We start from the raw sequence: 25,024 nt of genomic DNA on the forward strand, positions 1-25,024 counted from the left end.
GTGGGGATGGCGAGGAACTCGTCTGCCAGAATGCGAACGCGCTCCCCCGGAATCTGTGACTTTGACACGCCTAGATTCTCTCGGCTGGGAGCGCTTCGCCGTCGTTATGCAGGTGCAACTCCTGAGTTTAAGTTACCGCGAGTATATATATTTCGGCATACCGGGCATCTCTCCAGATTCTTATTTGTTGTTATGGCTCCTGCAAACTGTTGCCAAATGGCTGCTTTCAAGTTGGCGGGCGAGAAGCGCAATGAGAATGTTTTACTTATCGCGTTTCTAGAGATTGTAGCAGACGCTTCCCCTAAACGAGATTCAATTAAAGACTCTAATATATGAATCAGATCATCTTCCTCCAAATCAAACACTCGACTGCTCTTGCCCAACTCCTGAATTGCATCTTCTGAATTGATGGGGTAAGTCTCAAAGTTCTTTATAACGTCACTATAAATGCTCTCTATAAGATACAGATCCTGAATTTGAGCAATTGCCTCATGAGCCTCCGAGGATCGTCCTTCCCTTAAACCAAAAAAGATAGACCGAGCCACATATAGAGTACGCATTTCCCGTTTCCAGTCCATATAGGCTTCACAATAATAATATTCTAATTCTGGTGTAAAAGCTCCTCTAAGCACATGCGGCACAGGGTCAGAGATATCCTGCCCTTCATAGCCGCAACTGTAAAGAAGCCCATGCTTTCTCGCTAATTTCATTACCATGCTTCGGTCGGGGTTAGGTTTAGCAAAATAAGTCCAGAGATCAGGGTCTCTGAGGGGTTCTGTAGGCTCCCAATTCAAATCACCTAGCGCAATCAACAAGTTTGAACCACTAATTCTGAGAGGAAGACCGTCTGGCATGTCATATGCGGAATAGCTTGAGGTCGGCATTCTCTCAACGTATATAGGAACTCCGCGTTTTCGTGGGGCAGTGTCGCCCCAGATCAGGTGGTTCGGCTTCCTCCAAGGAAAGTAGAACAAGTCATTTTCGTGATTCGTGTTACTTTTCACAGCGAAAGACCTCCAAAAAGTCCTCAATTGAGCCTTGTTACGTCATGGTACGCCTACGTAGCCTTATGTCAGGCCAGGTGCTCGCAGCACCGAGTACCTACGCCAGGAGGCACCTAGTGAAAAGAGCTTTGACCGTACTGGAATCCATCGAGTACCAAAAATGCCAATACGGCTGTGTCGCCTATGGGCGCGACGCGCTCTACCAGTTGGCACGTGGTGGTCATGTACCCGTAATACGCAATGGTCGGCGCAAGTTGCTTTTTCCGGCCTCAACTATCGACGCCTTGATGGCGGGGAGCATCCACGCTCAGGACCACCAATGAGACAAAGGAAGCGTGTGTAGCATGAGGCTAAGTGACCTTCTCGATCGCTCGAACCTCCCTGACCTGATTGCCTGGACGTGTGGCCCAGACGCCGTGCGCGGTCTTCACCATGAGCGCGGCGGCGTGATTCGTGACCCTCGGCCCGGCTACGGCGAGGTACACCCCAGCTTCAGCGTCTACCGGGGCAAGGGCGGACGCTGGAGGTGGAAGCGGCACGGCGGCGGGGACGCTGACCGGGGGGACGCCCTAGCCTTTCTGGATGCTCTGGGATACAGCCGGGAGCAGGCGCTGGAGGAACTGGCCCGGCACGCGGGCGTCACCCTCGACGCCTGGACGCCCAGCCATGCGCGGCTCGCGTTCGCCCCTGATCCCCTCCGGGAAGCGCGGGTGGCGCTTGACCGCTGCACCCCATTGGAGGAAGACGAACTGCGGCGGGCACATGGCCTGCTGGACTTCCTGAGCCTTCATAATCGGGCCGGGCATGACCTCCAGCGCCGGGGCCTCCACGGATGGAAGGGCATTCAGGTGGGTCGGTTGCGCCGCGACTTCAGCACGTGGGACGGACGCACGCTGGCCTACGCCGGGGCGCTGGGCGTGCTGATAAACGGCCCGGATAACACACCCTGGGGCCTGAAGGTACGGAACCTGGGCAGTAAAGCGGCTCTGGAGGCTGCCGGGTTGATGAGGTACGTCTACCGGCTCGCCGGTCACGGTGCACCCGCGTGGTGTCCGCCCCGCTATGGGGACGGGGACGGCGTGCTGATCGTTGAAGGCGAGCTGAACGGGGCGGCAGCGGCCCGCGCCTTGTGTGAGGCTGGCCTGAAAATGGACGTACAAGGGCTGGCCGGGGCGGGTGGCACGCCCTTCCTTGACGGCCTTCAGGGCAAGTCCGTTTTTTTGTACGCCGATCCTGATGCGCTGGGCGCAGCCTGCTTAGCGCGGGTGGGCAAGGTGGCCCAGGCTGCTGGAGCGCGTGAGGTGCGGGTGCTGGCCCCCCTTCATGATGGGGACTTTGCCGACCTCTGCGGGGAGCTGGGCGCGGCTGAGTTCGGGCGCCTGCTGATGGACCGGGTTTATAACGCCGATTTAGGGCCACACTCTGATTTGAGGCCAAGAGTCATCTCAAATACAACACTGTCTGGCACGGTGCCGAGCATTTGGGGCCAACGGCCTACACGGTCCCGCAGTGTGTGGTGCCTCAAACGGGGGCTGCTGTGAGCCTGCGCTTCCGGACCGTCTCCGAGATTGGCACCCCACCTGCTATCGAATGGGTGTGGGAGGGCCATATAGCACGGGGCTACGTGACTATGCTGGGCGGGCCTGGAGGCGTGGGCAAAAGTGCGCTGGTAGCCAGCTTGGAAGTCGCGGTGCTGTCTGGCCTGCCCTTTCTCGGCGGACAGACCATGCAAGGGCCAATCATTCACGCCGACTTCGACACCGACGCCCGCGCACAAATCCCCTGGCTGGAGCGCGCTCTGGTCGGCCAGGGCGTTTCGCACGACGTGCTGCAACACATTACCTATGTCGATTCTGAATCGGGCGGCTTTATGGATGAAGTAGGACTGGCTGCCCTACGCGCCCACATCATCCAAACCGGGGCGGTACTGATCGTGATAGACGCCTTCACTTCCGCCTTTCCCATGATTCGCGCGAATGACGCGGGCGAGGTCATGCAGGTGATGGCCGCCTTCCGGCAACTTGCAAAAGACCTGAATGTAGCCGTGGTGATTCTCGACCACACCCCCAAGCCGATGGCGAATATGCCGGAAGGGCGCGGCCTGCTGGGCAGCACGATCAAGAGCGCCGGGGCGCGGGCAGTGCATCTGCTGACCCGCGTCAAGCCAAACGAGGTCGGTGGCCTGGACGTGCTGAGACTGGAGGCCCACAAAAACAACCTGGCTCCAGTGGGGGAACCGCTGGGCGTCTTGCGGGTGTGGGAAGGCGACGGCCTGCGCTTTGAACCGTATGAGCTGCCGGGCAGCGACCAGAACGGCCCCAGCATGAAAGCCCGGAAGGCGCTGGAAAAGTACCTGAATGACCGCGCCGGAAGTGTCATCCCCCGAAAGGAACTCTTCGACCACCTCATTACCCGTCTGAACGTCTCCGAGCGGACGGTGAAGCGGGCCATGTCAGAAATCGTGACCGATGGCGCGGCCCAGGTGGTCATGCTGGTCGGGCGTGGAAACCCGGTGGGGTACAAAAGCGTTCTGGAACCGGCGGAACCCGGTCCATGGGATGTGTTGGCCCAAAATACTTCAAGCGCGTCAGACGGCAACGACTTAGGAACACCTCTTGGCCCTAAAACACCCTCTGGCCCCAAATCATCTGAAAAAGTGGAGGTGATGACGTGGTAGCGCGTGACCTGTTGCGGGAACTGGAAGGGCGCGGCGTCCGGTTGCTTGCCGAGGGCGGGCGCTTGACCACCTGCGCCCCAGCGGGAGCCATCACGCCCGAACTGGCCGAGCAGATCAAAGCCCAGAAAGACGAGTTGCTGAGGGAACTTCAGGCACGGACGGGCGGGCACCTCGCCCCCCTGCCAGAAGCCCTGGTGAGGCTGGTGCGGGCTGCATCGGGAAACACTCTGAACCGCCCTGGCTTCCTACCCTCCGGCATCGTGTCCAGCTTGGGGGACTACGTGCTGACCTGTGCGGCGCTGTACGCGTGCGGCTTCGACCCAGAGCGGCAACTAACGGACCTCTGGGCGGCGCGCAGCGTCTGGGTGACATGAGGCATCGCCGCGAGCCTCATTCCAGGCAACGTCAGGCCTCGCGCACCTCGCCCGCCTCATTCACGAAGAGAGCCGAGATGCCCGTTCGTTCTTTCGCCAGATCAGGCAGCCTGTCCCATAACCGGACAAACTGGCGGTGTTCCGGTAAAGCGATGCTGTACCGCGCTCTCGGGTCATTCATCCGCTGCAACGTCTCGCCCAGCACGGCGAGAAAATAGTTCACGCGCATCGGATCGCGGGAGCCGATACCTTTCACCTCAATGACCCAACGCTCCGCGCCCCGGTGGGCTTCAATGTCGATGCCATGCGCCCTACCCGGAGCGCAGAACGTGAGCTCCCAGCCTGCTTTCTCCAGCCAGCGGACAAGGGCGACTTTCAGGACATCCTCGGAGAGATTCGCCGGAGCTTGCTGAGCCGATGGGAGGAGAGGAGCAACCGGCACCTGCGGAGATGCTTCGGCGACATAGCTGCGAATCCGGCCACCCTCGCCCTTGAGCCGAACGATCCTCCCACGGGCATGGAGCTGGCGGCACGCCTGGTTGACGTCCTGCTGGCTCGCCCCAGCGCCCATCAGGCCGTCGGCCAACTGGCGATCACTCAGGCCAGGATGCAGTGTGAGCAGGCGCAGCACCCGGTCTTTGAGGGTTTCTGTCATTTCTTTTCTCCAGTAGGAGCGGCTCAGCTGCTTGGGCCTGTGACGGCCACCTCGCCAGAAGGCACCTGGATTAGACCTTCACTTCCCCCGTCTCCCCTCCCGTGACCGGCTCTCTGAGAGTCCGCAGGGGAGGAAAATCGCGCACCGTCTCTGCCGTCACGCCGCACGCCGTCTCCAGTGCGCTCACCGTCCGGTCAAGTTCCGCGAACAGGGCTTGCAGACGCGGACGATCCTTCGCGCCCGCAGAGGCGCGATATGCGTCTACCAGCAGGCGGTAATACTGCAAGGTGCCCTGCTGGCCCTGGTTGAACCGCGTGAAGAAGGCCGCGCGTGCCTCGGCAGTTTCCCCAGCAGTCAGCACGTCGGTCAGGATGCTGCGGGCGTTATGCAGCTTGTCGGACGCACTCACCAGCAGTGAGGAAGCGTCCTCGTGGGCCAGCCTACCCAGGTACTGCGTTTTGCGGTCCACCCAGGGGGCTTTCGGCTCCCCGGCCTGCGGGGTGGCGTCGGTCGCGCCCTCTACCAGCCGGGCCACGTCTTCTCCGAAAGTATCCGCAATCTCCTGCCACAGATGGGACGCGTCTAGACCCGTGTATTCCGGCCCGTCTTCCAGAGCGTCGTGGAGCAGGGCGGCGATGGCCTCGTCCTCGTTCGCGCCGAACTCCAGCGCGACGGAGGCGACGCCTAGCAGGTGCGAGACGTAAGGTGTGCCGGTACCCTTGCGGTACTGGCCGGTGTGCCAGACGTGCGCCAAGTGAAGGGCTTCCGTGAATCGGTGGGTGAGGGGAAAGTCGCTCATGATCCCACCTTACCTACCTCCACCCGGCCTTCCCAGGAGATTTGTTCCCCACCCAGAGGGGGTACTGGGCGTCCAGGGGTCGTGAGCGCCGTGTTGAGGAAGAACAGCGTGCCCTCCTGTTTCCAGTGATCCGTCAACCGGGAGCGCCGCCTCAATCCCAGATACCAACGGGTTCGCCCCGCTCAATCACTTCCCCACACTTCGGGCACGGCCCCGGCGGCTGCCACGGCTCCAGGCGGTGAAAGCGGCCCGTGCGGCAGCGCCACTTCACCTCGGCCAACTTCTCTTTGGGAGGCACCGTTGGTCTGGGGGGTGGGGATGTGGCAGGTGCACCCAGACTGGGCGGCGGCGGTGGCAGATCGTGGGAGAGCCTGCCCGCCAGCACATCCATCAACTCGCGGCAGTTCAGGCAATGGACGGTGACATACACCGTGTCGATGCCCCGGTCCATCCCGCCACTCGCCGCCGTGTAACCGCACGCGGCGCAGGTGAAGTCGTAAAGCGTCCCCATCCCGTCCCTCCTTAAATCCCCCCGGCCAACCATGTCCCAGCGCTCCCGCACCGGACGGACAACGATAGTCCACTGCCAAAGCCTGCGGCCTCAGCCCTCCTCCTCACCTGCTCCCGTCTCCAGCCGCTCCAGTTCCGCCTCCAGTTGCTCCACGGTGGGCAATACGTCCTGTAACTCCTGAGGCAGGGCATCGGCCAGCATGTAGGTGGACACGCCGATGGGTTGCGTGTTCTCGGCCAGCGCGTACTCCACCACCACGTCGTTCTTCGTCTTGCACAGCAGGATGCCGATGGTCGGCGCGTCCCCCTCGCCCCGCAGCTCGCGGTTCACCGCCGTCAGGTAGAAGCTCAGCTTCCCCGCGTACTCGGGCCGGAACTCCGTCACCTTCAGCTCGATCACCACGTAGCAGTGCAGGCGCGCGTGATAGAAGAGCAGGTCCAGAAAGAACTCCTCGCCGCCCACCATGAGGCGGTACTGGTTGCCCATGAAGGCGAATCCCACGCCCAGCTCTAGCAGGAATGCCCGGAGGTGGGCCAACAGCCCCCGTTCCAGGTCGCGCTCATGAGCGGTCTGCCCCTGCGTCAGGAAGTCGAAGGCGTAGGGGTTCTTGAGCAGGTCGCGGGCCAGCTCAGACTGGGGCGCGGGCAGGGTGCGGCTGAAGTTGGTCTGGGCCGCGCCACGCCGTTCCAGCAAACGTGACTCGATCTGGTGGACGAGGATGTTACGGCTCCAACCGCCCTCCAGTGCCGCCCGCGCGTACCATAAGCGGCGCTCAGGCGTGTCCAGCTTCTCCAGCAACACGACGTGGTGAGACCAGCTCAATTTGGCAACCACCTGTTGCCAGAACTCCGGCGCGGGCCACGCCGCAGCGAACTGGCGCATGTAGCGCAGGTTGCGCGGCGAGAATCCGCCCAATTCGGGAAAGGCCATCTTGAGGTCACGGGAAAGCTGGTCCAACACCTTCGCACCCCACCCGGCCTGCCGGACGCGCTCGTTGAGGGCATGCCCGACCTGCCAGTACAGCGTCACCAGTTCGGTGTTGACGGCCACCGCCGCCCGGACCTGTGCCGCTCCAATCCGTGCTTTCAGGTCCGCGAGCAGCGCCGCGTAGTTGTCGGGCAGGGCGGGAATGTCGCCCGAACCCTCGCTCAGCCTGGGGTCACTCACGGGGAACCCACTCAGGTTCGTCAAATTGGCTCATTGGCGCGTTTCCCCCACCCAAACTGCGATCCAGCAACATGGACGGTGGTCCATCGCCAGCAAGTGTCCCGCTGTCAGAGCGCATGGCCGCCCGTGTGGTTCAGCTTGAAGCTGACCTTGTACGTGTAGAAGCCGATCTCCGGGGCGACTTCCAGCGCGTACTGCAACTTGGGATCGTCCTCCAGGGCGATGATCAGGCCACGGACCTTCTGCCCAGGTTCCGCCACTTCCTTCTTGATGTACCCCATATACCGCTGAATCTGCCCTACCACCATATCCGTGGCCTTGCTGCGTTTCAGCTCGATGACCAGCAATTCGCTCTTGTCCTTCTTGACCGCCAGGATGTCGATGGGACCCGTCGCTGTCTGAAACTGCTGCCCGATGAGGTCGCCACTGTCATCCCTGTAGAGGTCGTAGTGTGACCCCAGTTCGGTGTGTGCCCAGTTCGTCACCAGGAAGTTTTCCAACTCCTTCTCGATTCCAAAGCTGGGATCAGGGATAGAGGCGACCATCGCCACCCCCCCTGCCGTGGACAACCCAGCTAGGGCAACGACCTCCGGGCCATACTCGGTCAGGTCGATAATCGTCGTGATTCCGCCAGAGGAATTCTTGAGGGCCTGACTCATGTCTGCCCGTTTGATGGGCTGCGGGTGCCACTGCACAGCCCGCCGATGCGGCAAAGGCTCCCCCGCGAGGTACTGATAGGGGCCGGTCACTTCCCCCACTCGCACTTGCCCAGCGGTGCCGTCAGGCGACAGGATCACGTCACCTCCCTGAATGCCCTGGGCAATGCGCCACAGCGTCGTGGCGTACTGGCTGATGGTGCCCTTGGAACTGCTTGGGTTGGTAGCCTCCAGCCCTGGCCGGACCTGCTGCCGGAACTCTGGCTCAGGCAGGGCCAGCAGGGGTGACAGGTCCTGCCCACTCGCGTCGTCAATGCCAATAAAGCCGCCCTGAAGGGCCTGCGCCGCAAACTGGCTGCCCTTGCCCAGCATGACCTTGTAGTAGTTCGGCATACCCCTCCGCTCTCAATCCTCGAACAGGCCAACTTGCCGCGAACCTTCTGCCCGTGCCTGCCCGCGCTCTTGCAGCAGCCGCACTGCTTCTTGCTCATTTAGGGCCGTGGGAATGGTCCGCGCTTTTGGAGGACGCCCCCGCCGCTTAGGTTCCGCCACTTCCCCCGCCCCTTCCGCCTGTGCTTTCGGCGGCCTGCCCCGGCGTTTCGGCTCCGCGCCGTCCTCGCCTGCTGCCTTGCCCGGCTTGCGCCCGCGCTTCGGCTTCTGGCCTTCCGCCGCCCGCTGTGCCCGGATGCGTTCCAGCAGTACCGACGCCGGTTCGTCCGCCGGGTCCTGCGGCACCAGTTCGCCCCGGAATGCTTTGGCGAACAGCGCAGGCGTCAGCCGCTCAAAGGCCGCCAGCGCCGCCGCGTACCGCTGCTCCAGGCGGTCCGCCAGCGCAAAGAGGGCTTCCACCCGCCGCACGATTTCCGCCTGTTCTGGGAGGGGGGGGAGAGGTAACAGAAATTGAGCGAGTGAAGCCCCAGTGAAGTGTTTGATGGTGGTTCCGGTGAAGTAGTCTTCCAGTCTCCCAGAATCCGCAGCGTGCTTGAGGCAGAACGTCAACCAATCGGCATTAAGTTCAGACCCCACACGCACCCGATGTAGAGCTTTCTGGTAGACAAATTGACCGTCTTCGCCATTCCAGACAGCACACCGGCCCGGCTCGCCACCCTCACAAATAAGAACGTCTCCGCGCTTGACCGAAAGCGCAGTTCGTTCAGCATCCTCAACGCGAAGGCTTGCTACATCATCAAGCTGAAAGCCAAACCAGCGAACGTTGACGTTTCGTAGGTAAGGCGTCAGAGTCCCCGTGTTTTTGCTTTGGTCCAGCATCTTGCCAAGTCTTGAGAGGGCAACTTGATTGAGAGGTTTTTCCTCCCACTCCGCATCCCCACCCCCTCTCCACTCCCGCGTCAACTCCCCGCTCACCGCCGCGCTCAGCACCGCCTGCCTCAACTGCTTGACCAGCTTCGGCACGCGCTCCAGCCGCTCCCGGCCCGCCTCCACGCGGGTGAGGAGGGCGTCGAGCTTGTCGGCAATGCGGATTTGCTCGGGGAGGGGGGCCAGTATGAAAGGAGCTTCCCGCCCTGCGTCCGTGCCGAGACGTGGCATGTTCATTCCGTGACTGACGGTGCTAACATATCTTAGGAACTCGGGATGCTTGAGCCAATAGAAGACGAAGCGGCCATCAAGATTTGCCCCTGCTTTGATAGGAATAATTTCCGTGGTGCAGTAGCCATCACCATCAGCCAGCACGACTTTATTTAGGTATGGACGAAGTTTTCCATAAAGTACGTCGCCCGCCAAGAAACGGTTTTTGGTGCTTCTGGAGTCTCTCTCCTGAAATGTAGCCCGCTGGACGATTTTCGAGGAATCCTTCTCAATGTCTTCCAGCTCCAAAACCCAGGCATCTGCTGGAATCTCGTGCGGCTCGGCCTTTTCGGTGCGGCCATAATCCACAACGTCACCCAACGTCGTCTCTACCCATCCCTCCGGCAGACCTTCTCTCCCCTCCCCGGTCACGCCAGCACCCCAACCGCTTCCAAGTCCTCCTCCGTAGCTCCCAGTTCCAGCAGGATGCTCTGCATCTCGGCCAGGGCGGCTTCCAGTTCGGTGATGACGCTGCTCGCCAGGACCGTGGGTTCGGGCAGGTCACCCTGAGAGGCGGTGTCGTCCTTGAGCCACGAAATATCCAGGCTGTCCCCACGCTCGGCGATCTGCTCGCGGGTGAAGCGGCGGAAACGGCCTTCGGGTCCGGTGTCGGTACGGGCGGCGAGGGCTTCGGAGCCGCCGCAGGGGTCAGGACCGAAGGCCGCCTCGAACTCCGCGAAGTGCCCCCGGGTCAGGGGCGTGCGCTTGCCGAATTGCGGCATGTTGGCCCGCAGGTCATACACCCAGACCTCTCCCGTGTTGCCCCTGTCGCCCTTCCCGCGTGTGAAGAACAGGACGTTGGTTTTCACACCCTGCGCGTAGAAGATGCCCGTGGGCAGCCGCAGGATGGTGTGCAGGTTGCACTTGTCCATCAGGTCGGCCCTGATCTGCTTGCCGATGCCGCTCTCGAACAGCACGTTGTCAGGCAGCACGACAGCGGCCCGCCCCCCAGGCTTCAAGGCGCGGTAGATGTGTTGCAGGAAGGCGAATTGCTTGTTGCTCGTGGGGAAGGTGAAGTCGGTGCGGGTGGGCAGGCCGCCCCCCTTCTTGGTGCCGAAGGGCGGATTGCTTAGGATCAGGGTGGCGGGCGGGAGCTTCTCCCCCTCGCTGCCCAGGGTGTCGCCCAGGCGGATGCCTGCACCCTGCGGATCGTAGTCCAGCCCATGCAGCAGCAGGTTCATCAGGGCGAGGCGGTGCGTGTCCTGCACCAGCTCCATGCCGTAGAAGGTGTCGCGGCGGTACTTGCGCTGCTGCGCCTCGGTCCAGCCCTCCGGGTCACTGCTGCGGCGGATATCGTGGTTCGCGGCGATCAGGAAGCCGCCCGTGCCTGCGGCAGGGTCCTGAATCACGTCGTCTAACGTCGGCTTCATGACGGCGACGATGGACTCGATGAGGGGGCGGGGGGTGAAGTACTGTCCGGCACCGCTCTTCTTCTCGTTGGCGTTCTTCTCCAGCAGCCCCTCGTACAGGTCACCCAGGCCCTCCTCCTTGGCGCTGTACCAGTCGAGATTCGACATAGCGGTCACAAGCGTGTTCAGCGTGGTGGGCTTGCGGATGATGGTGGCGGCGTTCGCGTAGATTTCCTGAATCAGGCCACCCGTGTCGGTGCCGAGGTGCAGCAGCAGCCCCTTGTAGAAGTTGAGCTGGTCAAGACCGCTGCGCCGGGCGAGGTCAGCCCAGCGGTAACCCTCGGGGAGCTGGTCTTCGGTGCCGGTTTCCTCGGCCATCTTGAGAAATAGCAGGTAGGTCAGCTCGGTAACGTACTGGTGGTAGGTCACGCCGTCGTCTTTGAGGACATTGCAGAGGTTCCAGAGCTTCTGCACGATGTCGCGGGTGGTCTGGGGCTGGGTCATCGTTGTTCCTATTCTGCCGCACATCTCACCCAAGCAAACGCTACCCTGGGAAGCGCGTCCAGAGGGGCTACCCTTGGCGCTCAAGGCCACTTTTCACAGCTACCTCTGGTGTCTCCTGTCCTCTTGTCTTATACACCTAGGAGTTAAATCATGTCTCCGAAGCTCACTTTTGCGGATTTAATAGAGGATCATACTGGAATTGCATTAGCACCCGCAAGCATGCACTTTTTTGACAAGATGAATAACGACGATTTAGGCAGACTAGGAAATTACGTCCACGAGCGCTCAAGCGAATTGCTTCTTGACGAAACATCAAACAGCAGCGCACATGATTACTTCGTGTTTCCTCGTAACGGCAGTACGACTCCTTTGCTTGGCGGGGCGAGACGAGGTTCACAATCTTCCAGATCACCAGAGTACAAAACTATTTCTGCCAATCTCTTCTCGGTACTTCTGTATTACCCTAGGGTGGCTGTATACGATGGTATTGAATACTACCTTGATTACTTCCGACTAGGTTATATGTCCAACAGGACATACCATCTCAAACCTTGGTATAAGCAAAATGTAGTAAACATACTAAAATTCTACTGTGACTCAAGGGAGCTAATAAGAAGTGGGGCACTATTAGTGATCCCCAGAGGAATGCAAGATTACAGAAAAGATCTTGTAAATCTTCCCTTTATAGATCATATTTACCCCACTATACGCGAGAGACTGGAGTATTATGATGAGGACAGATCCTTATATTCAATAAATGATGTTATTTGGGATACGAATGATTTGTGGTATCTGATGAGTTTATGCGGAAGATTTAACCTTAATCCAGTGTTAGACACAAGATACTACCAAATAATGTTTGAATCTCTAAGTAAATCTTTGGAATTAGAAATAAATGCACAAGGCGGAATCAGATTACAAGAGGCGCGTTTGATACTTCCCTGGCTACAAAGAATAGACGGTCGTAGCTTTTACGAATTATACTCAAGTACCCAATTTGATAGCTTTCGCAGCTCAATGAGAACTATAATAAATGAGACGAGTAGACTAAATTACCCTGAGCTAGAATTGAAAACAATAGTAGATGAATATCTAGCAGACATAGTATATAACATGCAAAATTCTAATAAGTCCCGCCAGAAAGATAAAATATGGGGAGCGTGGCAAGATATTGTAATAGGGGCAGTTGGCGGGACTTTAGTTGGCTTAGCAAATCCCTCTTGGAGCGATCCAACAGGAAAAGTTCTTGGTGGGGCCGTTATTGGAGCGGGGGCCAAAATCTTACTAGATTGGCTTGCGGACAGGCACAGCAACAGAGGTAACGCTGTCTTGCGTGGCATCTACTCTAAAATGCTTTTTAAAGAAAACTGCATTTAAGAAACACCTACCAAGGAGTTGCTTAAGGCGTAGGCTGCGGACTGTAGGTCACGCCGCCCAGATCGCCTCGTTGAATCTGCGCAGCGTGTCGAGCAACTCCCCCTCAAACAGCCGGTCGAGTCGTTTTCTACCTCCCATCTCCCGCCGGAAGATGAAATCGGGGTCGTCGAGTGCCGCCTCGTCCACCAGACCGTTGGCCTTGGTCTGCCGGGCCAGCGTCCTGAGCCAGTTCTCCTGCGGTTTCGTCCAGGTCCTGGAGGCAAGCAGCTTGCTCAGAGCGCGGTCCACCCGCTGGTCGAAGGGCACGAGGTCCTCCCCCAGCGCCGCCTGCCGGATGTACCCAATCAGCCGGGCGGCCATCTCCTGATTGGTCAGTTCCTTCCACGCGGTGTCGAGATTCGCAGGAGTGAAACCCTGTCCCCGCAAGGCCAGTTCCAGTTGGCGCAGGTCCTGGCGCGTGAGGTCGGCCGGTCGCGTGAGCACCGTGGTCAGGGCCGCAAGGTCATCCGGGTTCTCCCGCACGTACTTCCTGAACGCCTCCAGGTAGTCGTCCGGGCGCACCAGCCCCTCACCGTACCCGGTTTCCGTGCCTATGAGCCGGTCGGCGTGGTGGGAGATGACGATGGGCTGCGCTTGCCCCTGGCGCACCTGATCAAGAATCTCCGTGAGGCCCAAGTGTTGGGTAAACCACGCGGCCACCTGGTCCGGCGACTCCCGGCCGAGCATTCCCAGAAAGTCCTCGACGGTCATCCCGCCGCTCACGGTCTGAAAGTCCTGCCGCTCAGCGTCGGTCATGCGCCTGCGGCGGCGCTGGAACTTGGCGGCGAACTGGCGCAGAGCTTCCTCCCGCGCCTCCCCCTGCGTTCCCTGCACCTCGGCGATCAGCCGCGCGAAGGGGATGTCCACCTTCGTCACCACCGGCTTCATCTCCGTGATGTCCTTCAACGCGTCGTAGAGGCCCACGGCGTCGAAGATGCGGAAGTGGGTCTTCTGGAGCCGGTCACAGGGCCTCGTGGCGCGGCCCAGCATCTGGTCATACAGGATGCGGCTGCGGACGCGGCGCAAGAACACCAGGTTGCAGATTTCCGGCACGTCGATGCCGGTCGTGAGCAGGTCCACCGTAACGGCCACATTGGGCAGCCTCTCGTTCTTGTACTTGCGGATCATGCCCAGGGGATCGTCCACCGTGCCGGTGATCTTCGCCACGGCGTCGTTGTCCACACTTCCCAGCGCGTCTGCGAACGCGGCCTTGAGGAGCTGCACCACCAGGTCGGCATGGGCGTCGTTGGCGCAGAAGATCAGGGTCTTCTCGTCGAAGGTCGGATCGAGGTGCTGGGCCAGGAACTTGCACACTTCCTCGTTGAAACTCCTGGTGATCACCTTGCGGTTGAAGGCGTCCACGTCGAAGTGCAGCTCGTCCGGGGCGTAGACCGTACTCAGCTCGCCCGTGCTCTGGTCGAACACGTCCACCGCCTCGCCCTGCTCCCAGCGGATGCCGTGCTCCCCCAGTTCGGTCTTGATCCGGATGGGCGGCTCGTGGTCCACCAGATAGCCGTCCACCACCGCCTGCTGGTAGGAGTAGATGAACACCGGCTCCCCGAAAATCTGCACGGTTTGCAGGGCGGGGGTGGCAGTCAGGCCGATGCGGGTGGCATCGAAATACTCCAGCACCCGGCGGTACTTGCTGAGGTAGTCCTCGCCGTCCCGGAACGTAAGTTCGGTGTCCGACATCTCCCGGTCGAGCAGGTACCCCCGGTGGGCCTCGTCTACGATGATGCAGTCGTAGGTGTCGATGGGGAGAGGAGGTTGTCCCTCGGCGGGCGAGAAGACCCGGCTGACCATGCTCTGCACCGTCGCCACGTGGACCACCGTGTCGGGACCTGGCTTCAAGTCGCCCAATTCGGCGAGGTTGTAGATGTCCGCAAAGTTCTGCACGCCCTCCATCCGGGTGTCCTTGAAGGCCCCGGCCGCCTGCTCGCCCAGGGAACGGCGGTCTACCAGGAAGAGCACCCGGTTCACCCGCTGCGTTTTCAGCAGGCGGTAGATCAGAGCGATACAGGTCTTGGTCTTCCCGGTACCCGTCGCCATCGCCACCAGAATCTGCCGCTGCTGCCGTCCCATCGCGGCTTCCACCGCCTCAATCGCCTCACGTTGGTAGCGGCGAAGGGGGAACGCGAACTGGAAGGGCAGGGCTTCCAGCTTCTTCTGCGTCACCTGCGGGTCGTGCGCCAGCAGCCCTAGCAGCCCATCCGGTGTGTACCAGTCCATCAGCACACGCGGCAGGTTGTGGCTGTGCCGGGCGTCCCGGAACCAGATGCCGCTGAGCTGCTCGTGCTGCTTCAGGTAAGGCCGACCGTTCGCGGAGAACAGGAAGGGAATCTGATACTCGCCCCAGGGACCGCCCGGGAGAGTCAGACCTTCGAGCTTGAGCAGGTACTTGCTGTACCGCTCGGCCTGATCCAAGTTGCTGTAGACGTTCTTGTTCTTGCGCTTGGCCTCGATCACGCCAACGGGCGTCAGCCCCACGAACAGCACGTAATCGGCATGCGTTCCCCCCGCGGCGGGCCACTCGGAAATGGCCCGGTTGCGGCCCTTTTCAGGCCGGGCACCCGAAGCGTAGGTCAGCCCCTCAGAGTCCGCTTCCCAGCCCGCCTCCCGGAGGGCCTGGTCGATCAACTTGCGGGTGTCGGCCTCGCTGAGGGCCACCAGTTGCGCGGCCTTCTGTGCGGCCTTGACGACACTCTGCTTGGGGGCCGCCTGCTGTTCCGCCTGCCGCAGGGCGGTCTCGGCCACCTGTTCGGCAGCCTGTTCCTCCTGCTGGAGTTGCTGGGCCTCGGCGGGGCTGGGAATCGTCCTCGGCTCCACATAATCCGGCGTGTAGCTCGTGGAAAACGCCCTGCCCGTCACGGTGTAGTGCAGCCACAGGCCCAGTTGCCAGGCCAGCCTCAGGAGAAAGCGGGCGTCCTCCTCGGTTCCCTCGAACTCATGGTTGGCCCGGTTCCCCTGCTGCCGAATGGTGGTGAATAGGCGGAACACCTGCTCATTCAGCAGCCCCTCGCGCCGCAGCCGGTCCAGTCGGTCACGCTGACTCTCTCCCGGCTGCCAGACCCCGCTGCGTGCGGCCAGCACCTGCGCGAGCAGCTCCGCGAACTGCCGCAGCTTGATCATGCTGGTGTTGGCGTCGATGGGCAGGAGCCGTTCGGCCAGTTCTCCCAGCTTCGCCAGTGCCGGTTCGATCTCCTGAAGGTGGCTGAAGTTCGAGGAGGGGGGAGCCGTCATGCCTGCTCCGCGAGAGCCAGGCGACGCCAAACCGCCTGCCCCTGCCTGAACTGGGGAGCGTGAACCAAACCCCTATGTGGCTGCCCACGCCATGCGATCCATCCAGGCTTAGAGAGCTGGCCGGGCTGTTCAAGCAATCGCCACAGGGTACCGGCGACTGTCAGGACACTGGGGTGAGACATGAGAGGAGTGTACAGAGGAATGTCCGCCTCCAAATCCTCATGTTGGTGGGCGGTCACCGCTCCTCTGCGGTGATTGGGTCAGGCGCGGTCACGAAACTCGCTCCGCACTACGCCTTCCAGCCCGTTCGGTGTGAACTTGTACGCCCCATTCAACTCCATCCATCCCGGTGCATTGCCTTCGGTCAGCTGCTTTTCACCCAGCACGGTCCAGATCAACGCCATCCCCTCGCGCTCGAGGAGGTTTAGGAGACTGTCTCGCTCGATCAACAATGCGGCAGGTCCGGCAGTACGGACCGAGGGGTCCTGAACTATCAGCCGCCCCCGCACATCGTGATACTCCCCTTCGCGCCCATGCCACACCAGCCCCAGGCGCTCAAAGAGCCAGGCGGTAGGGAGGGTGGCCGACGCCCGCTCCTCGACCGAACAGTCAAAGTCGCTGCTCGCCTTGTTGTAGTCCGCCGACGGGACCAGCAACTCCACGGGAGGGGGGTTCTTCGCCTCGTCAATAGTCCGCCACTCGCTCTCCGGGAAGAAGAACTGTTCCCGGGCCGCCGGACTCCATGGGTATTCGCCGATGAAGGTGTGATGCGACTCATACGGCTCTGGCATCCAGCGGTTCATGTACCGCTGCTGGGTCGCCCACGGGTACAACGCTTCCAGGTCTTCCTTCTTAAGAAGGTAAGCGTTGACCAGGACCCAGAGTTGCCGGTTGAGGCCCCGCGCCTTGCCATCCTCCGGTTCGTAGTGAAAGGACCCATTCAGGCTGATCCAGCGCCTGCCCTGCGCATCCGTAACATCGAAGAGGGGCGTGAGGTCGGGGACGCTCTCCCGCGACTGCAACCACTCCAGGTGGCTCATCTCTTCGCCCCAGGAGGCGACCCTCACGGGATTCCACCAGCAAGCGGAGGGACGTAGGGCCTCAGTCTGGGCAGTGGGGATCACCCAGGACGGGTCAATGTCTCTCAACCACATCTGCCAGGGACCGTCGTACTTCTGGTGGGCCTCGGTATTCCAGCGCGTCACGGCATCTGCCCGATACTCGAAGTTGTCTGCTACCCGGGCGAGGAACTCGTGGTACGCCAGCCACTGGTACTTCTTCCCCATTCGCTCAGCTTTCTTGGCTGCACGCCCAGCAGCACGATAACCGGCCATCCGGTCAAACTCACCGAAGCGCTCGACCGTCCAGCCCATATCGAACACACGCTTCACCATCCAGCGTTTGCCCGCCTCAAGGTCGAAGGTCAGTTCACCATCATTGCGATGGGAATTCGAGTCCAGGTAGGGAGCGACTTGAGTTTTAAATACGGCACTCTTTCGCTTTCCTAGTGTGGCAAGCAAGCGTCCCTCGAAATACTTCAGGCCCTCATCCAATTGTTCGTCTGTCAATTCAGATGCGGCATCCTCGTCCACGTAGCTCAGAAACGCCCTCCTGAATTTGATGCCACTGATACGGACACATACATTGATGTATCTAGCAAACGCCAAACGTTGTCGCTCGGTGAGGGAAGTTTCAAAAGCACGTCGCATCTCACCCCAGGTCGGGGGATAAGGACCATACAGCGGCCTGCTCGTCCACTCAAAACGGCTTCCTTTCCCAATCACGTAATTGGAAAAATCCCACATCTTAAACGCCAGTGAGTGGATGATGGCCGATTTCGACCCCCACCTGTCACCCTCTGCCTCCTGCTCCCATCCTTTGAGGTCTTCTCCCGTCGGAATGTCCTGAATCCAGGTGCTTCCATACGGTGGCCGGAACTGCGCTGGATTCACATCCAGGGTCAGCGACTGAGCCAGAGCAACCTCGATGACGCCCCGGGCATAGTCGCGCAACAGAATGTGGACGGGCGGCTCACCCTCTCGGAACACTAGGTCGTAGACCTGCTGTGCGAGGGCCTGGAGGCCATGCTGGTCGCGACTACGCATCGCACAGCCATAGGCCACCGCATAGAGGCGCTCGGCTACGTACAGGTCATCGACACGGTGGAACTGCTGGAGCAACTGACTGACCACATGGAGTCGGGCACCCAGCAGATTCACCAGAGCCTTGGTGGTTCGGTCTCGCAGGAAGCGGTGTGAACAGGTCAAGAACCAAGCGAGCGCCGTCCCGGCGAGGCGAATCGCCTCATCCTCAATGTGAGCTTTGTCCGCAGGATGCCAGGCCCAGTCAATTAGTCGGTCAACGGCGTCCTCGTTGCCGTATCTTCGGAACAGGAAAATGCTCCACCAGGCATCGCGGTCGGGCATCGGACGCCTCATCAGGAGGCGGTGCAGAAAGTCCGCATTGAGGGCGTGCCGTGGGTGAGCCGCCACGGTGAGCAGCGCGTCGAGCAAATCGCCGTCCAGATCACGCCACCGGAGGACATACCTGTTGGCGATATTGGCAAACTTTCTGCGTTTGATGGCGTCCGGTCTGCGGAGGGTCAGGCTGGCAACGAACGCTTCGCAGAGCACCTGGTACTGACCGAGATGGGGAGTCAGCTCAATCAGCTCGCGGCCGATGCGCTCGGGAACTTGAATGGAAAGGGCCTCAATGACACCCCGGTACCGGTAGCAGGACCGATCATCGTGTAAATACTGGCGCAGAGGGCCACTGCGTCGGAACGTTGCCTTCGGACGCTCTGGGTCAAGGTGCGCGTCCAGCAGTTGCTGAGCTATTAGATGATCGGTCAGACGCTCATAAGCGAAGCGAACTCCATCGACCTGCGCCTCAGTTTCCCAGTCGTAGTAGAGGTTCTCCACCAGCAGTCCCTCGGCCACGAGCTGACGGAACAGACTCCGCTCGTACCCCGACGAGGGCAGGATGTCGGCCAGGAGCGTTTTGACTTCTTGCAACGAGAGAAACCTCCCGCGGCTGAGCGCGAGAGCCTCCGCAATTCTCTGGACGGCCTGCCAGACGGGTTGGTCCCGCGGATCGTAATCCAGCCTGTCTGCCCGGGCGAGGCGTTCATTGATGGCGTCGATCAAAAAGCGGAAGATGGCCGTGATGCCCTCAAGGCCAGGCGGAATGGAGTGGAGCCCCTTGGCCTTCAGCCCTTTACAGAAGAGTTTCAGGAACAGGGGGTTCCGGAACTCCGGGTTCAGCATGGGGACCGTCGGCTGCTGGATGCCATAGGCATTGAAGTACCGCTTGGTCGCCTCGTAGGTCGCGTCCCCGAACCCCTCATGCTCCACCCGGACGAGGCCGTGCTGCTCCGCCTCGGGTGGAAGAACCAGCCCTTCATAGGTCGTGCGTACGCTAACGACCAGGCGTACCCAGGGGTACTGCTCCACCCGGGTGAGCAGTGTCATAAATCGGCTTTTCCAACGGTTTCGATCAGCACTCTCATTCAGGGCATCGATCATCAGGAACGCTCGACGGCCTTGCGCTTGTGCCGCCGCAGAGAGCGCTCCCAGAAATTCCTCGAAGGTCACGCCGAGGCCCAGGAGCTGTGGAATCTCCTGAAGAGGGTCAGCCGCAGCAAACTGCTCCCCCATCAGGAGAACAGTCGGCGCTCCAGACGCCAACCGGGCTTGCGCCACATCACAGAAGAGGTGCGTCTTCCCTATCCCCGCCTCCCCGGCGACGCAGATGCCTACCGCGTTACTGGCCTGAGCGCGCAGGCTTTCCGCCACCTCTGCGATGTGCCTCAACCCGTAAGCGCTGGAGGAGGCGTTGCTCTGGTCCTCCGACCAGGGGTTCGAGTAGCCATTCTGCTGCGGGTTCTGCTCCTGCCATGCTCGGGCCGCCCCACGCAGGGACACGGCGACTTGGTCCATTGCTGCACTCGCCTTCTCAAAGGCAACTTTCACCCTGTCCCAGGAAATAGCTTGGTCGGGTGCGGCCTCAACTTCCCTCCAGGTGGCCTCTGCCACTCCGAGCGCCTCTCGCGCGGAGTCTCCCTCGGCTGAACTTTCAAGCCTGGAGAGGGCTTTAAGAGCACCCCCTGTGTATCCGTAACGCTTGTGGGTTTCAGTCAGCCAGGAGGAGAAAGCAGCGGTGCGCCCCAAAGCATCCAGAGGTTCCACGATAGGCAAAGGCACATGGACATCCGGTGTGTACCGTTCTCCGGCACTGCGGTAGGCCTCCTGCCACTTCTGCTGCAACCACTGCTCACTGAGAAGCGTTTCGTGGAACCAGAACTTCTGTCGGCCCCGATGCTCCTCACGAGAGAGCCGCGAGAGCAACTCGTGATCACCCCAGTAATGGAACTCTACAGACCGGCTCTGCTCAGCCGCCCACCCCTTCCAGCGTTCAACCCGTTCGTTCCAGCGGTCGAGCATAGATCGGCGGTTGGGGAGGCGCGCATCCGGGCGGTCTATGGGGAGACAGACAAAATAGCGTGTCAGCCGTGGATGACGCAACAGCGCGTTTCTAACAGACTCGTCCAGTTGCCCCCACTGACCGTCGTCAGGCGGAGAGAGAAAGAATTTTGCCTGCCAGGCCCACTCAGTCCCATCCGGCAATTGCCAGAACCCCTCGACGCCACCGTCCGGCGTTCCCTTACGAATGAATGCCGAGCCGTCTGGAGCGCTTTCCGCCTCGGCCAGTTGGCAGCAGAGGGCCTCGAACGCCCCGTGCTGACTGCCGTTCCAAGGTCGTAATTGGTGCCACTGCAAGGGCATGCTTCAAGATACGCACCACACGTACTCGTATGAAGTCGAAAGTCTCAGAAGCTGTCCCAGGGTCGAGGGCGGCGGAATTTACCCTCTTCCACCGCAACACATTGTTTTGCTGGCGAGCCTACAGCACACCAGATAGCGTGGAGCATGTCAGACCTGATTTGGGGACAGGTGTTCTGGGGCGTGGCCCAAGCAGGCGCACTCACGACCCGGAGGGTGATCAGCACCTACGGCCCCAAGCCCAACTGGGATCATCTCCTCGAAAAGAAGTTGCTGCGGGAAGTGCAGACCAACTACGGGGCGGTCCTCACCCTCGGCCAGACGGCGCGCGCCGCCTTTCACCTCACCCCCCCTCCCCGCGAGATGGGTTACATCCCCTACGTCGCCGGGCCAAACGCCGTCGCAGACCGGGCTTACCTGCTGGACGCCATCGCCCTGCTGGAGGCACGCGGCTACAAAGTCGCCTACCACGTGTACAAACGGGCGGGCAAGGTGGGCGGCGCGGCACGCAGGGGAGTGAAGGTCACCGATCAGATCGTCCGCACCGTCATGCGTGCCCCGGAAACCAAGATGTCCCGACTCCAGGCCCTGTACGGCAAGGGTGAGCCTCCCCCGCTGTATTACCAACTGGGGAAGACGCCTGAGGTGCTCGGCCACGTCTCGCTGTACGCCACCATCAGCAGTGCCGGCATCAAGCTCGCCCAGTTGCGAAGACTGTACAAACGCCACGAGCGTGACCTCGACAAGTGGCACGGACCGCTGCTCATCGCTGTGCCTGAGGAAGGCGACCTCGGTGGCTATGTTCGGTTGGTCGAAGCGCAGTACCGGGCAAACATAGAGCGACTGGTCAAGGAGGGCCTCACACCTGAGCGTCCCATCCAGCCCCGCATCAAACTGCTCACCCTGCCCTTGCCGGAAAGACGTGCGTGAGTGCGGTCGGCTTGTGACAGCGGGGCCGTCCGACATACGGCTCGCGCGGCGTCCAGAAGTCCACGAAACGGGTCTCGACCTGCGTGAGGTGAGGCAGCCGCCCAGCCTGCTGAAGCTGCTGCGCCAGCGTCATCACGGTGAGCGTACGAGCATGGATGCTGGTGGCCCAGTAGACCTTGAGGTAGCCGCCCTCGTCGGCGGCCACCAGCTTGTCAGTGATGCGCCCCCACGAGTACCCGGCGTCGTATTCCACCGCCCAGTCCGAACGCCTTGACGGGTCGAGGGTCTGCAAGATTTCGGCGTGGGCCTGATGCCGCTTGACCCGGCCCTGGAGGGAGACGTGCCGCCACACCTCCCCCTCGGCCAGCGTAATGCGGTGCCGCGCCTCGGCCAGACCAGCCAGGTGCATCAGGTCTCTGGAGGGGCAGTCCAGGTCTTCGGCACGCAGGGCCACGAAAGTGAGGTCGGTGTCACTCTCGGATTGCGTGACCCGCGTGCGACAGGTGCGGGTCACCCTGGGCAATTCCAGCCACTCTGCCGTCTCCAGCAGGCCCCGGCGCGTGAGCTGGGCGGTGGTCAGCACCCGGTCGATGGCGAGGGTATGGCGCAGCAACGCCTTGCGCTGGGCAGGATGGAGAGAGGTCACGTCAGCATTCTGGCGCGATTTCTATCGGAGAGCGTGAAGTTCTATGCTGCGCGCCGTAGCCACGGATGTTTTTGCCTAGGCGTCGAGGGTTGTGGTTATAGGATCAGTTTAGGGTTTTGCAGAAACACAACTCCCTGCTCACCCGTACGAAATCGGACGAGGACGTATCAAATCTAATGGAAACTCCATCACCTATGAAACAGCTTGTCATATAATACCGCCATGCTCGCTTCAGAGTTGGCCGCAGAATTACAGGTCGATCCCAGCGTTATCTCCAAGCACCTGAACGTCTATTTCGGCGAGCTGGGTCAGGAACGTCAACGCTACTTGTCTGATCAGACGGCAGATCAGGTACGGCAGGCGCATCAGCTTCTTGAGACCGGGGGAGCCAAATCGTTTCGGACAGCCGTACAGATGGTGCTCGGCATGTACAGCGAACCTGTGCCGCCGGAGTCAGCTCGGCTGATCGAACAGCGTCTGGCCCGGCTTGAGGACATTCAGCAGCAGACCTTGGGGCAGGTCAATCAGATGCTGCGCTACCTGGAAACGGCGATGGAACAACTTCCAGAGGAGAGTGCCGAACACGTGCAGCAGGAGTGAGCGGCAAGACGACATCTCAAGGGGTGGACAGGCGGCCCAGAGCAGCCATCTGACCGGAAGGAAGCGTGAGCTGTGGGGAAACGGGCGAATGGCGAGGGGACGATCAGCAAGCGCAAGAAAGACGGCAAGGTCGTGGGGTGGAAGGGCAGCGTTACGGTTGGCATGAAGGCCAACGGCACCCTGGACAGACGCTGGGTCAGTGGTCGGAGTCAAGACGAGGTGCGGGAGAAAATGCGTGCCCTTCACAGCGAGGTTCACACCGGGGTGCTCGCGGATGCCGAAGGCCTGACTGTTGCCACATTCTTTGACCGGTGGGTAGAGGCCAAAGAACGGGACGGTGTAAAGCCCAACACCCTCCGGAGTTACCGTGACACGGCGCGGTTGTACATCACCCCATATATGGGCCGGGTCAAGCTGGAGAAACTGCGCCCACTGGACGTGGAGCGCATCCTGATCGCCCTTCGCAAGGCGGGAAAATCTCCTCAAATCCTGGCTTACACGCTCCGGGTCTTGAAAATGGCACTTCGCCAGGCGGTGCGCTGGCAAATGGTGCCACGCAACGTCGCCGAGGCTGTCAAGCCACCCAGGGTCGAGCGCTCAGAGATGCACGTCTGGACGCCAGAGCAGGTGGCCGCGTTCCTCGGCGCTTCCGAAACACACCGGTTGCACGCCGCCTTCTACCTGGCTTTGCTGACGGGGATGCGGCGGGGCGAACTTCTCGGCCTGCAATGGCAGGACATCGACTGGGAGAGGTGCCGCCTGACGGTTCGGCACAATCTGGTCGAGGTCCGCAAGGAGTCCGAGGGGCGAATTTACCGTGGCAAGCCGACAGTCTCAAAAATTGAACTGACCCTTCAAACCCCGAAGACCCAGGGGTCTCGCCGCAGCATCGTGCTCTCGCCAGGCACCCTCGACAAGCTGCGGGAGCATCGCGGACGGCAGGACAGCGAGCGGGCCAACGCTGCGGAAGCTTGGCAGGGCAAGGTCGGTGAAGGGTACGTCTTCGCTTCCGAGCTGGGCACGGCCACCGATCCCCGCAACTTCTACCGCTGGTACACCGAAATTGTTAGGCACGCCGGGGTGCCGCGCATCCGGTTCCATGATCTGCGGCACACGGCGGCCTCGCTGATGATTCTCAGGGGCATTCCCGCCAAGACGGTCAGCGAACGTCTGGGACACGCCGACGTGGGGTTTACCCTGCGAACCTACACGCATCTTTACGATGACCAGCGAGAAGAAGCCGCCTTCGATTTGCAGGACCTGTTCCCCAGGGCACCAGGCGGCATTCAGTAACCGTCTCTGGCGGAGCGAGCGGTTGCGGATGCCCCCATCACTTGGCGGGGAAGGCCGCCTTGCGGTAGACCGTGATCTTCGGGACAGCGAGGTTCACGCTCACCCGTTGCCAGGAAGTCCGCAGGTCTGTCTTTACATAGAAATCTACCACCTTGGCCTTCTTGCTGATCGGCACCTTGAAACTCTCACCAGACCAGAACAGCGGTTGTATCTTTCCTCCATCGACCTTCACACCGACAGCCGTGTTCTTGTACATCACTGGCTTGACGGAAATGGAAGCGTCATAGGTCGTATAGATGTCCATGAGGGTGAGATCGATCTCCAGACCTTCTGACGTATTGCCCCGGCTGTCGAGCAGGTCAAGCGAGAGGTTGATACTGCTGGGTTGCCGGAAGTGATTGGTGAGGATTCCCAGATAGGGCCTCTTCTCCGCCTGAATGGTGATGACCTCTCCCTTGTTTTTGGTTGTGAATGTGGCCCCACAGCCCGTAAAAGGAGATTTCAAGGTGGTCAGGTCCAGGGCCACCTTTTTGGCAGGCTCAGGGAAGACGGCCTTTTCCTTATAGAAGAGGATGTGAAGATCGAAAAGCTGAATGGTTGAGCAGTCTACTTCGGCGGCGTGGGCGGTTGAGGTGACGAGCAGGAAGGGCAGGAACAGACGCTTCACGGATTCGATCCTCCAAGGGATGAGCGCAAGGGTATGGGCATTCAAGACCCGTTGCGCAGTAGAGGTAGGAGCAGGTAGGTTCAGGGGTGTTACGGCTGGAGAAGCTGAAGTCCCGAGCGCGTTCCTTTGAGCGGCTGGTGGGGCTAACGCCGATGGAGTTTGACCAGC

General features: G+C 60.8%; 19 protein-coding genes. 7 read left to right on the top strand and 12 right to left on the bottom strand.

Going from position 1 to position 25,024, the window contains the following annotated elements:
• Positions 1–104 precede the first annotated feature (104 nt).
• Positions 105–884 (bottom strand): hypothetical protein, encoded by a 780-nt coding sequence (locus ABEA67_RS18620; RefSeq protein ID WP_345468220.1) that lies wholly within the window; start codon positions 882–884, stop codon positions 105–107.
• 464 nt (positions 885–1,348) lie between these two features.
• On the opposite strand from ABEA67_RS18620, the gene ABEA67_RS18625 reads away from it, so the two are divergent.
• Genes ABEA67_RS18625 through ABEA67_RS18635 form a run of 3 tightly spaced genes read left to right on the top strand, consistent with a single transcriptional unit; the run spans position 1,349 to position 4,055 of the window.
• Positions 1,349–2,545 (top strand): hypothetical protein, encoded by a 1,197-nt coding sequence (locus ABEA67_RS18625; protein ID WP_345468221.1) that lies wholly within the window; start codon positions 1,349–1,351, stop codon positions 2,543–2,545.
• Complete coding sequence (locus ABEA67_RS18630; protein ID WP_345468223.1) at positions 2,542–3,681, top strand: AAA family ATPase; 1,140 nt, start codon at positions 2,542–2,544, stop codon at positions 3,679–3,681. Before ABEA67_RS18625 ends, ABEA67_RS18630 begins: the two co-directional genes overlap by 4 nt.
• Positions 3,675–4,055, top strand: a complete 381-nt coding sequence (locus ABEA67_RS18635; RefSeq protein WP_345468225.1) for a TubC N-terminal docking domain-related protein — start codon at positions 3,675–3,677, stop codon at positions 4,053–4,055. The genes ABEA67_RS18630 and ABEA67_RS18635 overlap by 7 nt, the downstream gene beginning before the upstream one ends.
• 31 nt (positions 4,056–4,086) lie before the next feature.
• On the opposite strand, the gene ABEA67_RS18640 is transcribed toward ABEA67_RS18635, so the two are convergent.
• The 7 genes from ABEA67_RS18640 to ABEA67_RS18670 form a co-directional block, all read right to left on the bottom strand.
• Positions 4,087–4,710, bottom strand: a complete 624-nt coding sequence (locus tag ABEA67_RS18640; RefSeq protein ID WP_345468228.1) for a hypothetical protein — start codon at positions 4,708–4,710, stop codon at positions 4,087–4,089.
• Between the two features lie 70 nt (positions 4,711–4,780).
• On the bottom strand, positions 4,781–5,509 hold the full coding sequence (locus ABEA67_RS18645; protein WP_345468230.1) for an HD domain-containing protein: 729 nt from the start codon (positions 5,507–5,509) through the stop codon (positions 4,781–4,783).
• Positions 5,510–5,660: 151 nt separating this feature from the next.
• A complete protein-coding gene (locus tag ABEA67_RS18650; RefSeq protein ID WP_345468233.1) occupies positions 5,661–6,020 on the bottom strand; it encodes a hypothetical protein in 360 nt (119 codons plus the stop codon).
• Between the two features lie 90 nt (positions 6,021–6,110).
• A complete protein-coding gene (locus ABEA67_RS18655; RefSeq protein WP_345468235.1) occupies positions 6,111–7,187 on the bottom strand; it encodes a PDDEXK nuclease domain-containing protein in 1,077 nt (358 codons plus the stop codon).
• Positions 7,188–7,294: 107 nt separating this feature from the next.
• Positions 7,295–8,236 (bottom strand): endonuclease NucS domain-containing protein, encoded by a 942-nt coding sequence (locus ABEA67_RS18660; protein WP_345468237.1) that lies wholly within the window; start codon positions 8,234–8,236, stop codon positions 7,295–7,297.
• 12 nt (positions 8,237–8,248) lie between these two features.
• Positions 8,249–9,802: a restriction endonuclease subunit S gene (locus tag ABEA67_RS18665; RefSeq protein WP_345468239.1), complete on the bottom strand. Its 1,554-nt coding sequence runs from the start codon at positions 9,800–9,802 to the stop codon at positions 8,249–8,251.
• Entirely contained in the window at positions 9,799–11,283 is a 1,485-nt protein-coding gene (locus ABEA67_RS18670) for a class I SAM-dependent DNA methyltransferase (RefSeq protein WP_345468241.1), read from the bottom strand. Before ABEA67_RS18670 ends, ABEA67_RS18665 begins: the two co-directional genes overlap by 4 nt.
• Positions 11,284–11,433: 150 nt before the next feature.
• On the opposite strand from ABEA67_RS18670, the gene ABEA67_RS18675 reads away from it, so the two are divergent.
• Positions 11,434–12,660 carry a hypothetical protein gene (locus ABEA67_RS18675; RefSeq protein ID WP_345468243.1) on the top strand — a complete coding sequence of 409 codons (1,227 nt, stop codon included), beginning with the start codon at positions 11,434–11,436 and terminating at the stop codon, positions 12,658–12,660.
• Positions 12,661–12,708: 48 nt separating this feature from the next.
• Here the strand turns inward: ABEA67_RS18675 and hsdR are convergent, their stop codons facing one another.
• Positions 12,709–15,939, bottom strand: a complete 3,231-nt coding sequence (hsdR, locus tag ABEA67_RS18680; protein ID WP_345468244.1) for a type I restriction-modification system endonuclease — start codon at positions 15,937–15,939, stop codon at positions 12,709–12,711.
• A 260-nt stretch (positions 15,940–16,199) separates the two neighbouring features.
• Positions 16,200–20,723 (bottom strand): AVAST type 2 anti-phage system protein Avs2, encoded by a 4,524-nt coding sequence (avs2, locus tag ABEA67_RS18685; protein ID WP_345468246.1) that lies wholly within the window; start codon positions 20,721–20,723, stop codon positions 16,200–16,202.
• 144 nt (positions 20,724–20,867) lie between these two features.
• Between avs2 and ABEA67_RS18690 the strand changes: the two genes are divergently transcribed.
• Positions 20,868–21,650 carry a hypothetical protein gene (locus ABEA67_RS18690; RefSeq protein ID WP_345468247.1) on the top strand — a complete coding sequence of 261 codons (783 nt, stop codon included), beginning with the start codon at positions 20,868–20,870 and terminating at the stop codon, positions 21,648–21,650.
• Here the strand turns inward: ABEA67_RS18690 and ABEA67_RS18695 are convergent.
• Positions 21,619–22,296: a hypothetical protein gene (locus ABEA67_RS18695; RefSeq protein ID WP_345468250.1), complete on the bottom strand. Its 678-nt coding sequence runs from the start codon at positions 22,294–22,296 to the stop codon at positions 21,619–21,621. The two genes, ABEA67_RS18690 and ABEA67_RS18695, sit on opposite strands and share 32 nt — an antisense overlap.
• Before the next feature lie 222 nt (positions 22,297–22,518).
• On the opposite strand from ABEA67_RS18695, the gene ABEA67_RS18700 reads away from it, so the two are divergent.
• The gene (locus ABEA67_RS18700) at positions 22,519–22,896 is read left to right on the top strand and encodes a hypothetical protein (RefSeq protein ID WP_345468252.1); all 378 of its coding nucleotides are present in this window, start codon (positions 22,519–22,521) and stop codon (positions 22,894–22,896) included.
• A 72-nt stretch (positions 22,897–22,968) separates the two neighbouring features.
• Positions 22,969–24,189, top strand: a complete 1,221-nt coding sequence (locus ABEA67_RS18705; protein WP_345468255.1) for a tyrosine-type recombinase/integrase — start codon at positions 22,969–22,971, stop codon at positions 24,187–24,189.
• A 37-nt stretch (positions 24,190–24,226) separates the two neighbouring features.
• On the opposite strand, the gene ABEA67_RS18710 is transcribed toward ABEA67_RS18705, so the two are convergent.
• Complete coding sequence (locus tag ABEA67_RS18710) at positions 24,227–24,856, bottom strand: hypothetical protein (RefSeq protein WP_345468258.1); 630 nt, start codon at positions 24,854–24,856, stop codon at positions 24,227–24,229.
• Positions 24,857–25,024 lie beyond the last annotated feature (168 nt).

Source organism: Deinococcus carri, assembly GCF_039545055.1.
Classification (GTDB): Bacteria; Deinococcota; Deinococci; order Deinococcales; family Deinococcaceae; genus Deinococcus; species Deinococcus carri.